The sequence below is a fragment of the Ideonella alba genome (assembly GCF_018069875.1).
GTDB lineage: Bacteria > Pseudomonadota > Gammaproteobacteria > Burkholderiales > Burkholderiaceae_C > Ideonella > Ideonella alba.
Map to the genome: position 1 here is coordinate 104,535 of NZ_JAGQDF010000011.1, position 13,427 is coordinate 117,961.

Consider the following 13,427-nt stretch of genomic DNA (forward strand, 5'->3'; position numbering starts at 1 on the left):
TGGGATCCGGTTCGTGGGACGGGAACGGGCACCCGGCCAGCGGGTGCGGCACGCGCCCACAGGCGTGGGCAGCGGCCAGGCGGGGTCAGCGCGCCGGGGCGCGCCCATCGTTCAGGCCCGGGGCGGAGGCCCCCGGGTCAGCGCCTGCGCCCATGGCCGCCTCAGCACGACGGACACCGGCGGCTCAGCCGGCCTGTCCTGCCGGAGCGTGGGCAACGCCAGCGCCAGTGGTCCGGACACCGGCATGGCCGGCGTGTGCGCCTGCAGCGAGCACCAGGGGCAATGGCCGGCACCCGACGCGGCGCCGTGCCCGGACGATGAACCGTCGTCCAGCGGCACCGTCATCGTGCCCATCACGCTGCAGACCTGCAGCATCTCGGCAGGGGTGCCGGTGGGCACACGGTCCGCGAACGCCGGCGCCAGGGCCGCCCACAGGAGCGCCAGCACGGCGGTCCAGGCGGCCCAGCGGTGGTGGCAGCGTCCGGTCATGCGGCGCATTCTAGGAACAGCCGATTCGGCGAACTTGATACTTGTCTAGTGACGCCAGCAGCGGCCCTCACTCGCCGTCCACCGCCGGCAGTTCGCCCAGCAGCGCGATCACCTCGTCCAGCGTGGCGTAGAAGCGCTCGGTGAACTCGGGCCCGATGTGGTCCTCGATGCGCTGGTAGATGGCCTCGATCTGCGGTGCCAGTTCGGCCGCCAGCGCGCGCGCCTTGGGGGTGAGTGTCACGGTCACCCGGCGCGCGTCCTGCGCCTGGCGTTCACGGGTGAGCAGTCCCAGGTCGTCCATGCGCGCCAGCATGCCGGTGGTGGCGGGGCTGGAGAAGCGGCAGACCGCGCCGATCTCGCGCGGCTCCATCGGCCCGCGCTCCAGCAGCGCGCGGATGATGCGCCACTGCTGCTCGGTCACGCCGTGGGCGTTGAGGATGGGCCGGAACTGGCCGATCACGCCCTCGCGCGCATGCAGCAGCAGCAGCGGCAGGTTGCGGTGGCGAAAGCCCGCGGCCCGCGCCGCCTGGTCGCGCTTCGATCGGGGAAGGCCCTTGGTTGACATGCTCACATCTTAGCGAATACATTGCTCATGTGTGAGTGAATTTCTGCCCTGGTCTGTCCGATGAACCTGACCCCGCTGCCTGCCTCGTTCGCCGTGGCGCCCTGGCGCCTGAGCGGCGTCGTCTATGGCGCCCTGGTGAACCACGCGCCGCAGCTGGCGGCGCTGGGTGAGGCCGTCCACGCGGCGCCCTACAAGGCGCCGCCAGCGCATCCGGTGCTGCAGGTGCGGCCGCGCCACACGCTGTGCGGGCCGGACTCGGTGGTGGCGGTGCCGGCCGCGGTGGAGGTGGGGGCATCGCTGGGCATCGTCATCGGCCGCACCGCCTGCCGCGTGTCGGTGGACGACGCGCCCGGCGTGATCGCCGGCTATGCGGTGGTGGCCGAACTGGGCCTGCCGCTCGACAGCCATTACCGGCCGGCGGTGCGCTTCAAGGCGCGCGACGGCTTCACCGTGGTCGGCCCGGTGGTGCCGGCCAGCGAAGTCGACGACCCTGACGCGCTGGCCTTGCAGGTGCTGGTGGCCGGCGTGCTGCGCCACACCGGCCACACCGGCCAGCGCGTGCGCGGCGTGGCCGAACTGATCGCCACGGTGACCGAGTTCATGACGCTGCAGCCCGGCGACCTGCTGCTGCTGGGCGCTGACACGCCCGCACCGCTGGCCTGCGCGGGCGATGCGGTGGCGGTGGGCATCGAGGCGCTGGGCACCTTGTCGTTCTCGCTGTGCGAGGAACGCGTCGTTCCCGCCAGCGTCGACGAGTGCCCGGCCACCGATGGCACCGACCTGACCCCGCGTGGTGCCGTGGCGCGGGTGGCCTACGCCGGCGCGGTGCACGTCGCGAAGCCGCACCCGCACGGCCTGCAACTGGCGGACGGCCGCGTGCTGGCCGAAGACCAGGTGCAGTGGCTGCCCCCGTTCGAGGTGGGCACGATCCTGGCGCTGGGCCTGAACTACGCCGACCACCTGAAGGAGCTCAGCAAGGAGCTGACCGTCAGCGCCAAGGACGAGCCGCTGGTCTTTCTGAAGGGGCCCGGCGCGCTGCTGGGGCACCGCGGCGTCACGCGCCGCCCGGCCGGCGTGCAGTTCATGCACTATGAGTGCGAGCTGGCGGTGGTGATCGGTCGCACGGCGCGCCACGTGGCCGCGAAGGACGCGATGGCCCATGTGGCCGGCTACACCGTCTGCAACGACTACGCGATCCGCGACTATCTCGAGAACTGGTACCGGCCCAACCTGCGCGTCAAGAACCGCGACGGCGCCACCGTGCTGGGCCCCTGGTTCGTGCCGGCGGCCGACGTGCCCGACCCGCACGCGCTGGCGCTGCGCACCCGGGTCAATGGCCAGCTCGTGCAGCAGGGCAGCACCGCAAACATGGTCAACACCATCCCGGCGTTGATCGAGTACCTGAGCAGCTTCATGACACTGCAGGCGGGCGACGTCATCCTCACCGGCACGCCCGAGGGCGTCGTCAACGTCAACGAGGGCGACGAGGTCGTCTGCGAGATCGACGGCATCGGCCGCCAGGTCAACACGATCGTCGGCGACGGCATGTTCGGCCGCTGACACCCACCAGAGACTGTCCATGCGCATTGACCACCTGATCAACGGCCAGCCGGTTGGCGGCCGCCAGTACTTCGAGACCGTCAACCCCGCCACCCAGCAGGTGCTGGCCGAGGTGGCCGCCGGTGGCGCCGCCGAGGTGGACGCCGCGGTGCAGGCCGCGAAGGCGGCCTTCCCGGCCTGGGCCGGCCTGCCGGCGCCCGAGCGGGCGAAGAAGCTCCGCGCGCTGGGTGAGCTGATCACGAAGCACGTGCCCGAACTGGCCCGCACCGAGACGCAGGACACCGGCCAGAGCATCAGCCAGACCGGCAAGCAACTGGTGCCCCGCGCCGCCGACAACTTCCACTACTTCGCCGAGATGTGCGTGCGCGTGGACGGCCACACCTACCCCACGCCCACCCACCTGAACTACACGCTGTTCCACCCGGTGGGCGTGTGCGCACTGATCAGCCCGTGGAACGTGCCCTTCATGACCGCCACCTGGAAGGTCGCGCCCTGCCTGGCCTTCGGCAACACCGCGGTGCTGAAGATGAGCGAGCTCAGCCCGATGACCGCTGCGCGCCTGGGCGAGCTGGCGCTCGAAGCCGGCATTCCGGCGGGCGTGCTGAACATCGTGCACGGCTATGGCCGGGATGCCGGCGAGCCGCTGTGCGCCCACCCCGACGTGCGGGCGATCAGCTTCACCGGCTCCACCGCCACCGGGAACCGCATCGTGCAGGCGGCGGGCCTGAAGAAGTTCAGCATGGAACTGGGCGGCAAGAGCCCCTTCGTGGTGTTTGCCGACGCCGACCTGGACCGCGCGCTGGACGCCGCGGTGTTCATGATCTTCAGCAACAACGGCGAGCGATGCACCGCCGGCAGCCGCATCCTGGTGCAAAAGAGCATCTACGCGGACTTCGCCGCGAAGTTTGCCGAGCGCGCCAGGCGCATCACCGTGGGCGACCCGCTGGACGAGGCCACCATCATCGGCCCGATGATCTCCCCGGGCCACCTGGCCAAGGTGCGCCACTACATCGAACTGGGCCCGAAGGAGGGCGCCACGCTGCTGTGCGGCGGCCTGGACGCGCCGGAGCTGCCGGCCCACCTGGCCCAAGGCAACTTCGTGAAGCCCACGGTCTTTGCCGATGTGGACAACCGCATGAAGATCGCCCAGGACGAGATCTTCGGCCCGGTGGCCTGCCTGATCCCCTTCGAGGACGAGGCCGAGGCCATCGCAACAGCCAACGACACCGCCTACGGCCTGTCCAGCTACGTCTGGACCGAGAACCTGGGCCGGGCGCACCGCGTGGCCGCGGCCATCGAGGCCGGCATGTGCTTCGTCAACAGCCAGAACGTGCGCGACCTGCGACAGCCCTTCGGCGGCACCAAGGCCAGCGGCACTGGCCGCGAGGGGGGCACCTGGAGCTACGAGGTCTTCCTGGAGCCCAAGAACGTGGCGGTGTCGCTGGGCTCACACCACATTCCGCATTGGGGGGTCTGAACGTGCACTGCCGCGCGCGGCGGCGGGGCCAGGGGACGGCGGGCTTGCCTCCGCTCATGTCCCCCGGCCCGGGCTGCGCCCGGACCTCCTCCTTTACTTCGCTCCGGCAAGCCCGCCGTCCCCTGGCCCGATCGGCCGAGGCGGCGTGTGCCGGCGCAGTCCTCCCACGGTGGAGGGCGGGGTGGAAGCCCCCTCGCTTAGGCGAAGTAAAGGAGGAGGTCTGGCCGAAGGCCAGGCCGGGGGACATGAGCCGAAGCGAGGGGGCTTCCGCGCCGCGGGAGCTCCGACTCGCAGGCTGTTCCTGAGCCCTTCCACTGGAGACCACCATGGGCAAACTCGCCCTCGTCGGAAAAATCACCCATGTCCCGTCGATGTACCTCTCGGAGCTGGACGGCCCCCGCAAGGGCACGCGCCAGGACGCGATCGACGGCCACATCGAGATCGGCCGGCGCTGCCGCGAGCTGGGCGTGGACACCATCGTGGTGTTCGACACCCATTGGCTGGTCAACGCCAACTACCACCTGAACTGCGCGCCGCACTTCCAGGGCACCTACACCAGCAACGAGCTGCCGCACTTCATCAAGAACATGCCCTTCGAGTGCCCCGGCAACCCCGAGCTGGGTCGGCTGATGGCGAAGGTGGCCACCGAGATGGGCGTCGAGACCCTGGCCCACGCCGAGACCACGCTGGACCCGGAATACGGCACCCTGGTGCCGATGCGCTACATGAACGCCGACCAGCACTTCAAGGTGATCTCGGTGTCGGCGCTGTGCACCGTGCACTACCTCAACGATTCGGCGCGCCTGGGCTGGGCCCTGCGCAAGGCCGTGGAAGACCACTATGACGGCACCGTGGCCTTCCTGGCCAGCGGGTCCCTGAGCCACCGCTTCGCGCAGAACGGCCTGGCGCCGGAGTACGCGTTCAAGATCTGGAGCCCCTTCCTGGAACAGCTGGACCGGCGGGTGGTCGAGATGTGGCAGCAGGGCCAGTGGGCCGACTTCTGCGCCATGCTGCCCGAGTACGCCAGCAAGGGCCATGGCGAAGGCTTCATGCACGACACCGCGATGATGCTGGGCGCGCTGGGCTGGAGCGAGTATGCCGGCCCCGCCGAGATCATCACACCCTACTTCGGCGCCAGCGGCACCGGCCAGATCAACGCGCTGTTCCCGGTGACGCCCGTCAGCGGCCGCGCGATTCCGGCGGCCCAGGCCTCGGCGGCGGATGGCTACACCGCGATCAGCACCCGCCTGTGAGGACCCCGACATGCCCCACCTGGTGATCCTCTACACCCCCGACCTGGACCGCCCCGTGGGCCAGGGTGGCAGCGACATGACGGCACTGTGCCGCGCGCTGGCCGACACCATGCTGGCCGCACGCGATGAAGCCGGTTCGGCGGTCTTCCCCCCTGGCGGCGTGCGCGTGCTGGCCTACCCGGCGGCGCACAGCGCGGTGGCCGACGGTCGCGGGGACTACGGCTTCGTCTACCTGAACCTGCGCATGGGCCGCGGCCGCAGCGCTGCGGTGCACGCGGCGGTGGGCCAGGCGCTGGAGGCCACGGTCCAGGCCCACTTCGCGCCGCTGCTGGCCACCCGGCCGATCGGCGTGACGCTGCAGATCGACGAAGGCCCCGAGGTCTTCGACGCCAAGAACAGCTCGCTGCACCCCTTGTTCCGAAAGCCCTGAACCATGCTTGACGACACCACCATCGCCCAGCTCGCCGCCGAACTGCAGACCTCCGAGCAGACCCGTGTGCCGGTGGAGCACTTCAGCAAGCGCTTCCCCGGCATGACGATCGAGGATGGCTACCGCGTCAGCCGCGCCTGGGTGGCGGCGCAGATCGCCGGTGGCGCGCGCGTGATCGGCCACAAGATCGGCCTGACCAGCCGCGCGATGCAGATCAGCAGCCAGATCACCGAGCCCGACTACGGCACGCTGCTGGACCACATGCTCTACCGCTGCGAGGGCGAGGCGCTGCTCGACATCCCGCTGAACCGCTTCATCGCCCCGCGGGTGGAGGTGGAGCTGGCCTTCATCCTGAAGGCGCCGCTGCAGGGGCCCGACGTGACGGTGGAACAGGTGCTGGACGCGACCGAGTTCATCACCCCGGCGATCGAGATCATTGATGCCCGCATCGAGCAGTTCGACCGCCACACCAAGGCGATGCGCAAGGTCTTCGACACGATCAGCGACAACGCTGCCAACGCCGGCATCGTGCTGGGCGGCCAGCGCGTCGGCCCGCGCGCGGTGGACCGCGCCTGGTGCGGTGCCATCCTGCGCCAGAACGGCGTGGTCGAGGAAACCGGCCTGGCCGCCGGCGTGCAGGGCGACCCGGCCATCGGCATCGCCTGGCTGGCCAACAAGCTGGCGCCCTGGGGCGAGACGCTGCAGCCGGGCCACATCGTGCTGGCCGGCTCGTTCACGCGGCCGGTGGCGGCGAAGGCGGGCGACCGGTTCGAGGCGGACTATGGTCCGCTGGGGCGCCTGAACTTCCGCTTTGTCTGAAGGGCTGACGATGACTGCATTCCCCCGTCCCGAGCGTTTCAGTGAGGCCGAGTGGGCGGCCCGCGTGAAGCTGGCCGCCTGCTACCGCATCTTCGCCCACCTGGGCTGGGCCGAGCTGATCTACAACCACATTTCGCTGCGTGTGCCAGGTCCGGATCCTCACTTCCTCATCAACCCCTTCGGCCTGCACTACACCGAGGTCACCGCCAGCAACCTGGTCAAGGTGGACATCGACGGGCACATCGTGGGCCACAGCGACTGGCCGATCAACCCGGCCGGCTTCACCTTCCACGGTGCGATCCACGCCACCCTGCCCGACGCGCACTGCGTGATGCATGTGCACACCACGCCGACGATGGCGGTGTGCTGCCTGAAGGACGGGCTGTCCTTCACCAATTTCTATGCGGCGCAGCTGTACGGCCAGGTGGCGTACCACGACTTCGAAGGCATCACCGTGCACCGCGAGGAGGGCGCACGCATCCTCGCCTCCAGCCAGGGCAAGCCGGTGCTGCTGCTGCGCAACCACGGGCCGGTGGTGATCGGCCCCACGCTGGCGCAGGCCTTCAACCGGATGTGGCTGGTGCAGCGCGCCTGCGAGGTGCAGATGGCGTCACAGCCGATGGGGGCGCTGCAGCCGATCAGCGAGGCCGCGCTGCAGGCCTGCGTGCGAGACTCGCTGAACTTCAACCCGAACTTCGGGGCCGGTGAGGACAGCTTCGCTGCGATGCAGCGCCTGATCGACCGCATCGACCCCGGCTACCGCGCATGAGTCTTCCACTGCACAGGGTCTGCGTCGTCGGTGTCGGCGCCATCGGGGGCGTGTTCGCGGCCTGGCTGGGCGCGCGCCTGCCGGCCGGACAGATCGCGCTGAGCGCGCTGGCACGCGGCCAGACGCTGCGCACGCTGCAGGCCGACGGTCTGTGCTGGGTCGATGGCGATGGCGGCGAGCGGTGCATCACCCTGGCCGCCAGCGATGACGCTGCCGCGCTGGGCCCGCAGGACCTGGTGATCGTCTCGGTCAAGGGCCCGGCCATGCCCGCGGTGGCCGAGCAGATCCGCCCGCTGCTGGCCGCCCACACGGTGGTGCTGGTGGCGATGAACGGCGTGCCCTGGTGGTTCTTCGACGGCCTGGGCGGCGAGTGCGCGGGTCTGCAATTGCAGACGGTGGACCCGGGCGGCCGCACCGCCGCTGCGCTGCCCACCGCGCAGGTGCTGGGCTGCGTGGTGCATGTCAGCGCTGCGGCGCCGCGGCCGGGCCGCATCGAGCGCATCAAGAACAACCAGCTGATCATCGGCGAGCCGGCCGGCGGACTCAGCCCGCGGGTGCGGGCGGTGGCGTCGCTGCTGGAGGGCGCCGGCTTCGCGGTCAAGCAGACCGCCTGCATCCAGCAGGAGATCTGGTTCAAGCTGTGGGGCAACATGACGATGAACCCGGTCTCGGCGCTGACCGGCGCGCCCTGTGACCGCATCCTGGACGATCCGCTGGTGCGCAGCTTCTGCAGTGCGGTGATGACCGAGGCCCAGGCGATCGGCGCGCGCATCGGCTGCGGCATCGACCAGCAGCCCGAGGACCGCCACGCGATCACCCGCAGCCTGGGTTCGTTCAAGACCTCGATGCTGCAGGACGTGGAAGCCGGCCGACCGATCGAGCTGGACGCGCTGGTCGGCACGGTGCGCGAAATCGGCCAGCACCTGGGCCTGGCCACGCCGAACATGGATGCGCTGCTGGGCCTGACCCGGCTGATGGCCCGCGAGAGGGGCCTCTACCCGAAGGACACCGCATGATGCAGATCCCCGCCAACCACTTCCGCAACGCGCTGCGCGAGGGCCGCGCCCAGATCGGCTGCTGGGTGGGTTTTGCCGACCCCAATGTCGCCGAGGCGCTGGCCACCTGCGGCTACGACTGGCTGCTGCTCGATGGCGAGCACGCACCGAACGACCCGCGCACGGTGCTGGCCCAGCTGCGGGCGATGGCGCCTTACCCCACGCAGGCCATCGTGCGGCCGGTGATCGGCGATGTGGCGCTGATCAAGCAGTACCTGGACGTGGGCGCGCAGACGCTGCTGGTACCGATGGTCGACACCCCCGAGCAGGCGGCGCTGCTGGTGCAGGCGATGCGCTACCCGCCCGACGGCATCCGGGGCATGGGCGCGGCGCTGGCGCGGGCCTCGCGCTGGAACCAGGTCGAGCAGTATGTGCACCGCGCCAACGACGAGATGTGCCTGCTGGTGCAGGCCGAAACGGTCACCGCGGTGCGGCACCTGGCGGCGATCGCCGGGACGCCCGGTGTCGACGGCGTCTTCTTCGGCCCGGCCGACCTGTCGGCCAGCATGGGCTACCGCGGCCAGCCCGGCCACCCCGAGGTGCAGCGGGTGATCCTGGAGGGCATCGCCACCGTGCGCGCGGCCGGCAAGGCGCCGGGCATCCTGGCCACCGACCCGACACTGGCGCAGCAGTACCTGGACGCCGGGGCGCTGTTCGTGGCCGTCGGTCTGGACACGGCGATGCTGGTCAAGGCCGCCAGCGAGATGGCGCGGCGCTTCAAGGCGGCGCCCGCGGCGCCGGCCGCCGGCTACTGAGCCGGCAGCGGGATCACATACCCGCTGAGCGTGCCCTGGGTGCGGTCGAAGCGGCGGCCGCTGGCCTTGACCGATTCCACCAGCAGCGTGATCGCGCCCCGGCAGGCCGGCCCGGCATGCTTGAAAACCACCTGTCCGGCGGCGTCGGTGCGGCCCGAGACCGCGGTGCTCAGGTCGTAGTCGTCCAGGTAGCGTGCCTGCACGCGGACGTTGGGCAGCGCGGCGCCGTTCTCGTCGACCACGCTCAGCGTGGCGCTGACCTTGTTCTTCGCCTTGGGCGTGCAGCTGCCCGGGGCATTCGGGTCGTTGATGAAGCGGCCGACCATCGTGAGCGTCTGCACCTTGGCGCAGCCGCTGGTGCAGGCGGCCGCGGGCACCAGGCGCACCAGGCGTGCGGCGCGGCCGATGCCCACCTGGGCCAGGAAGCTGTCACCCACGTGGTCCGCGGCGCGCAGGACGCTGCTGTCGGGGTAGGCCACCGACAGGCGCGCGCTGAGGCTGTCGGCCAGACCATCGGGTCCGGCGGCGAACAGACCGGCACCGCGCACGGTGGCGCTGATGCCGCCCGCGGCATCGATGCGGCCCACGCCCCAGTTGGACGTGCTGGTGCTGTTGGACAGCGGCGAGAGCTGCTGCCACTGGCCCAGTCCGGCGCGCCAGCGGAACAGATACCGTGGTGCCGAGCCGGTGGTGTCGCCCAGGAAGCCGCCCAGGTCACCTTGATCATTGATGCGGAACTCCCAGCCGTTCGGCCCGCGGAAGCCCGGCGGCGGTGCCGGCAGCGCGGTGGTGCTGGCAGGCTGGTCCAGGGTGTAGTGCAGCGTGTTGGTGATCACCCGGCCACCGGGGCTGATGCCGCGTGGCGGGTCACTCGGCCCGCCCAGCGTGGCCAGGTCGACCAGGCCCCCGGTCGAGGTCCAGACAAACGCCTTCTGGCTGATGAATGGTGTGATCGACCAACCCACGACCCGGCCGCTGTCGTCGATGCCGGTGGCCACGGACTGCGTGGTGCCGGGCAGGGCCCCCAGGTCCTGGCGCTGGTAGCTCGTGCCGTCGAACACCCAGCGCGAGGCGGCGAAGTTCACGTTGAAGTCGGTGACCGTGCCAACCACTGATCCGTCCGCGCCCAGGGCGTGGGGATCGGCGATGCGCCCGACGGGCGCACCCAGCACCAGGCGCTGGCCGGCGCGCCAGACCGAGGTCTCGAACACCGGGGCGCAATTGGCGGGGTTGCCGCAGGGCCAGACCTGGCGGGTGCCCAGCACCTGGCCGGCGCCGTTCATGGCCTGGCCACTGGCGGCGGTGTCGATGAACTCGATCGCCAGCGTCTGCGCGTGGGTCAGGGGGGAGAGGACGAGGCTGCCGAGGATCAGCAGACCCGATGACAGCGTCGGGGCAGGGCGAGCGGGCATGGCGCACTCCATCAAGGTGAATGAGGGGCGAGCGCCCTGCCCGCACTCGTCGGCACCATCTTAGGGCATCACCGGCGCCGGCCGGTCACACCCCCCTTGAACGAAGGCTCAGACCGTCATGCCGCCCGAGACCTCCAGCACCGCGCCGTTGACATAGCTGGCCTCGTCGCTGGCCAGAAAGGCATAGGCGTTGGCGATCTCGTCGGCGTGCCCCAGGCGCTTGAGGGGCACCTGTTCGCGCATGTGGTCGAGCACCTTGTCGGGCATGCTGGCCAGGATGGGGGTCTCGATGAAGCCCGGCGCCACCGCGTTGACGCGCACGCCCTTGGGCCCCAGTTCGCGGCTCCAGGTCTTGGTGAAACCAATCACGCCGAACTTGCTGGCCGCATAGTTGGTCTGGCCGAAGTTGCCATAGATCCCGACCACGCTGGAGGCATTGAGGATCACGCCGGTGCGCTGGTCCACCATGGTGTCGACCACCGCCTGCGCGCAGTGGAAGACGCCGCGCAGGTTGACGTCGATCACCGCGTCGAACTGCGCCAGCGTCATCTTCTGCAGCCGTGCGTCCTGGGTGATGCCGGCGTTGTTGACCAGCACGTCGATGCGGCCGAACTGGGCCTTCACCGCGGCCACCATGGCATCGACCTGGGCGCGGTCGGTGACGTTGACCACGAAGCCGGCGGCCTGCGCGCCCAGACGACGGCACTCGGCCACGGCCTCGTCCACCGCGGCGGCCTTCATGTCGCAGACGATGACGGTGGCGCCCTCGCGGGCGAACTTCAGTGCGGTGGCCAGGCCAATGCCCTGGGCGGCGCCGGTGATGATGCTGACCTTGTCCTTCAGACGCATGGTGGGTGACTTCTTCAGAGGTTCAGGAAACGGGTGAGGTGGGGCAGGTCCTGGTCGTAGTCGGACAGCGCGTGGTCGCTGCCCTCCAGCAGGCGGATGGAGCAGCCGGCGTAGCGGGCGTGCATCTCGCGCCAGTCCAGCACCTCGTCGCCCTTGGCGATGACGACGAAGTAGCGCTCGGGGTGGGTGATGGCAGCGGGGGCGATCGCGCGCAGCTCGTCCATGTGTTCCAGCCGCACCTCGACCACCTGCGAGGGGTCGTGCCAGGCGGGCTGCTCGCCCAGGTACTTGACCAGGTCGCGCGCCGGGTCGACCGCGGGGTTGAGCAGCACGGCTGGGCAGCCGGTGCGCTCGGCCACCGCGGTGGCGTAGAAGCCGCCCAGCGAGCTGCCGATCACCGCCATGCGCCCGGTCGGCCAAGCGGCGATGCCGTCCATCACCAGTTGCATCGCCTCGGCGGGCGAGCCGGGCAGCTGCGGGCACCACCAGTGCAGGTCGGGCCAGTGGGCCTGCACCCAGGCGTGGGTCATGCGCGCCTTGGTCGACAGCGGCGAGGACCTGAAACCGTGCAGGTAGAGGATGTGGCTGATCGGCGGCACGTCGGCCTGCCTCAGGCCTTGGCGGCCAGCGCGGCCAGCAGCTTGGCGTGGATGCCGCCGAAGCCGCCGTTGCTCATGCACAGCACCTGGTCGCCCGGGCGCGCGGCCTTGACGATGGCCGCCACCATCTTGTCGATCGAGTCCAGCACCACGGCCTGTTCGCCCATCGGCGCCAGCGCCTCGGCAGCGTCCCAGCCCAGGTTGCCGCTGTGGCAGAAGGACAGGTCGGCCTCTTCCAGCGCCCAGGGCAGCTGGGCCTTCATCGTGCCCAGCTTCATGGTGTTGCTGCGCGGCTCGAAAGCGGCCAGGATGCGCGCCGCCCCCACTTTGCGACGCAGGCCGTTGACGGTGGTGCGGATCGCGGTGGGGTGGTGGGCGAAGTCGTCGTAGACGGTGACGCCGGCGGCCTCGCCGCGCTTCTCCAGACGGCGCTTGACGTTCTGGAACGTGGCCAGGCCGGCGGCGGCCACCTCGGGCGCCACGCCCACATGCTCGGCCGCGGCGATCGTGGCCAGGGCGTTGAGCTGGTTGTGCTCGCCCAGCAGCGCCCAGTCGACACGGGCCACCTTCATCGCGCCGCGCAGCACGTCGAAGGCATGCGGCTCGCCGCGGGCGCGCAGCGCGCCCGGCTCTTCCTTCATCGGGCCGAAGCGCACCACCTCGCTCCAGCAGCCGCGCGCCAGCACACGCTGCAGCGATTCTTCACGGGCGTTCACCACCAGCCGGCCGCTGGCCGGCACGGTGCGCACCAGGTGGTGGAACTGGGTCTCGATCGCGGCCAGGTCGGCAAAGATGTCGGCGTGGTCGAACTCCAGGTTGTTCAGCACCGCGGTGCGCGGCCGGTAGTGCACGAACTTGCTGCGCTTGTCGAAGAAGGCGGTGTCGTACTCGTCGGCCTCGATGACGAAGTACCGGCCGCCGCCCAGACGCGCACTGATGCCGAAGTTCTGCGGCACGCCGCCGACCAGGAAGCCCGGCTGCAGCCCGGCGTGCTCCAGCACCCAGGCCAGCATCGAGGTGGTGGTGGTCTTGCCGTGGGTGCCCGCCACCGCCAGCACATGGCGGCCCTGCAGCACGTTCTCGGCCAGCCACTGCGGGCCGCTGGTGTAGGGGGCACCCGCGTCGAGGATGGCCTCCATCAGCGGGTTGCCGCGGGTGACCACGTTGCCCACGACGAAGACATCGGGCTTCAGCGCCAGCTGGTCGGCGCCGAAGCCGTCGATCAGGTCGATGCCGAGTGCGCGCAGCTGGTCGCTCATCGGCGGGTAGACGTTGGCGTCGCAGCCGGTGACGGTGTGGCCGGCCTCGCGCGCCAGCGCGGCAATGCCGCCCATGAAGGTGCCGCAGATGCCGAGGATGTGGATGTGCATGGGGAAAAGCCGCGCCGCGGGGCGG

At 70.5% G+C, this 13,427-nt stretch carries 14 protein-coding genes and 1 pseudogene; 9 read left to right on the plus strand and 6 right to left on the minus strand.

Annotated features, from left to right (window positions below; translation table 11 throughout):
- Window positions 1-111: 111 nt before the first annotated feature.
- Entirely contained in the window at window positions 112-489 is a 378-nt protein-coding gene (locus KAK07_RS18030; RefSeq protein ID WP_210862297.1) for a DUF2946 family protein, read from the minus strand.
- Window positions 490-556: 67 nt separating this feature from the next.
- Entirely contained in the window at window positions 557-1,054 is a 498-nt protein-coding gene (gene hpaR / locus KAK07_RS18035) for a homoprotocatechuate degradation operon regulator HpaR (RefSeq protein WP_210853295.1), read from the minus strand.
- Between the two features lie 60 nt (window positions 1,055-1,114).
- On the opposite strand from hpaR, the pseudogene KAK07_RS18040 reads away from it, so the two are divergent.
- The 9 genes and pseudogenes from KAK07_RS18040 to hpaI all read left to right on the plus strand — a co-directional run.
- Window positions 1,115-1,753 (plus strand): annotated as a pseudogene (locus KAK07_RS18040) (fumarylacetoacetate hydrolase family protein); the annotation flags it as partial.
- Between the two features lie 99 nt (window positions 1,754-1,852).
- Entirely contained in the window at window positions 1,853-2,614 is a 762-nt protein-coding gene (locus KAK07_RS18045) for a fumarylacetoacetate hydrolase family protein (protein ID WP_210862447.1), read from the plus strand.
- A gap of 19 nt (window positions 2,615-2,633) precedes the next feature.
- Complete coding sequence (gene hpaE / locus KAK07_RS18050; protein WP_210862299.1) at window positions 2,634-4,091, plus strand: 5-carboxymethyl-2-hydroxymuconate semialdehyde dehydrogenase; 1,458 nt, start codon at window positions 2,634-2,636, stop codon at window positions 4,089-4,091.
- A 326-nt stretch (window positions 4,092-4,417) separates the two neighbouring features.
- Window positions 4,418-5,344: a 3,4-dihydroxyphenylacetate 2,3-dioxygenase gene (hpaD, locus tag KAK07_RS18055; RefSeq protein ID WP_210862301.1), complete on the plus strand. Its 927-nt coding sequence runs from the start codon at window positions 4,418-4,420 to the stop codon at window positions 5,342-5,344.
- Window positions 5,345-5,354: 10 nt separating this feature from the next.
- The gene (locus KAK07_RS18060; RefSeq protein ID WP_210862303.1) at window positions 5,355-5,774 is read left to right on the plus strand and encodes a 5-carboxymethyl-2-hydroxymuconate Delta-isomerase; all 420 of its coding nucleotides are present in this window, start codon (window positions 5,355-5,357) and stop codon (window positions 5,772-5,774) included.
- A gap of 3 nt (window positions 5,775-5,777) precedes the next feature.
- Entirely contained in the window at window positions 5,778-6,593 is an 816-nt protein-coding gene (gene hpaH / locus KAK07_RS18065; protein ID WP_210862304.1) for a 2-oxo-hept-4-ene-1,7-dioate hydratase, read from the plus strand.
- 10 nt (window positions 6,594-6,603) lie between these two features.
- Window positions 6,604-7,362 carry a class II aldolase/adducin family protein gene (locus tag KAK07_RS18070; RefSeq protein ID WP_210862306.1) on the plus strand — a complete coding sequence of 253 codons (759 nt, stop codon included), beginning with the start codon at window positions 6,604-6,606 and terminating at the stop codon, window positions 7,360-7,362.
- An 8-nt stretch (window positions 7,363-7,370) separates the two neighbouring features.
- On the plus strand, window positions 7,371-8,378 hold the full coding sequence (locus KAK07_RS18075) for a 2-dehydropantoate 2-reductase (RefSeq protein ID WP_210862449.1): 1,008 nt from the start codon (window positions 7,371-7,373) through the stop codon (window positions 8,376-8,378).
- Window positions 8,378-9,172: a 4-hydroxy-2-oxoheptanedioate aldolase gene (hpaI, locus tag KAK07_RS18080; protein WP_210862451.1), complete on the plus strand. Its 795-nt coding sequence runs from the start codon at window positions 8,378-8,380 to the stop codon at window positions 9,170-9,172. Before KAK07_RS18075 ends, hpaI begins: the two co-directional genes overlap by 1 nt.
- Here hpaI and KAK07_RS18085 read toward each other — a convergent pair.
- The 4 genes from KAK07_RS18085 to mpl all read right to left on the minus strand — a co-directional run bounded on the left by KAK07_RS18085 (window position 9,166) and on the right by mpl (window position 13,402).
- The gene (locus KAK07_RS18085; RefSeq protein ID WP_210862308.1) at window positions 9,166-10,584 is read right to left on the minus strand and encodes a hypothetical protein; all 1,419 of its coding nucleotides are present in this window, start codon (window positions 10,582-10,584) and stop codon (window positions 9,166-9,168) included. The genes hpaI and KAK07_RS18085 overlap by 7 nt on opposite strands.
- A 108-nt stretch (window positions 10,585-10,692) precedes the next feature.
- Window positions 10,693-11,433 (minus strand): 3-oxoacyl-[acyl-carrier-protein] reductase, encoded by a 741-nt coding sequence (gene fabG, locus KAK07_RS18090; protein ID WP_210862310.1) that lies wholly within the window; start codon window positions 11,431-11,433, stop codon window positions 10,693-10,695.
- A 14-nt stretch (window positions 11,434-11,447) separates the two neighbouring features.
- Window positions 11,448-12,032 carry a YqiA/YcfP family alpha/beta fold hydrolase gene (locus KAK07_RS18095; RefSeq protein WP_210862312.1) on the minus strand — a complete coding sequence of 195 codons (585 nt, stop codon included), beginning with the start codon at window positions 12,030-12,032 and terminating at the stop codon, window positions 11,448-11,450.
- A gap of 11 nt (window positions 12,033-12,043) precedes the next feature.
- Window positions 12,044-13,402, minus strand: coding sequence for a UDP-N-acetylmuramate:L-alanyl-gamma-D-glutamyl-meso-diaminopimelate ligase (gene mpl / locus KAK07_RS18100; RefSeq protein WP_210862314.1), 1,359 nt, complete (start codon window positions 13,400-13,402; stop codon window positions 12,044-12,046).
- Window positions 13,403-13,427 lie beyond the last annotated feature (25 nt).

Excerpts from the sequence above, each read along its gene's own strand:
- KAK07_RS18030 (WP_210862297.1), bottom strand. The coding sequence starts at position 489 with ATGACCGGACGCTGCCACCACCGCTGGGCCGCCTGGACCGCCGTGCTG.
- hpaR (WP_210853295.1), bottom strand. The coding sequence starts at position 1,054 with ATGTCAACCAAGGGCCTTCCCCGATCGAAGCGCGACCAGGCGGCGCGG.
- hpaE (WP_210862299.1), top strand. The coding sequence starts at position 2,634 with ATGCGCATTGACCACCTGATCAACGGCCAGCCGGTTGGCGGCCGCCAG.
- hpaD (WP_210862301.1), top strand. The coding sequence starts at position 4,418 with ATGGGCAAACTCGCCCTCGTCGGAAAAATCACCCATGTCCCGTCGATG.
- KAK07_RS18060 (WP_210862303.1), top strand. The coding sequence starts at position 5,355 with ATGCCCCACCTGGTGATCCTCTACACCCCCGACCTGGACCGCCCCGTG.
- hpaH (WP_210862304.1), top strand. The coding sequence starts at position 5,778 with ATGCTTGACGACACCACCATCGCCCAGCTCGCCGCCGAACTGCAGACC.
- KAK07_RS18070 (WP_210862306.1), top strand. The coding sequence starts at position 6,604 with ATGACTGCATTCCCCCGTCCCGAGCGTTTCAGTGAGGCCGAGTGGGCG.
- hpaI (WP_210862451.1), top strand. The coding sequence starts at position 8,378 with ATGCAGATCCCCGCCAACCACTTCCGCAACGCGCTGCGCGAGGGCCGC.
- KAK07_RS18085 (WP_210862308.1), bottom strand. The coding sequence starts at position 10,584 with ATGCCCGCTCGCCCTGCCCCGACGCTGTCATCGGGTCTGCTGATCCTC.
- fabG (WP_210862310.1), bottom strand. The coding sequence starts at position 11,433 with ATGCGTCTGAAGGACAAGGTCAGCATCATCACCGGCGCCGCCCAGGGC.
- mpl (WP_210862314.1), bottom strand. The coding sequence starts at position 13,402 with ATGCACATCCACATCCTCGGCATCTGCGGCACCTTCATGGGCGGCATT.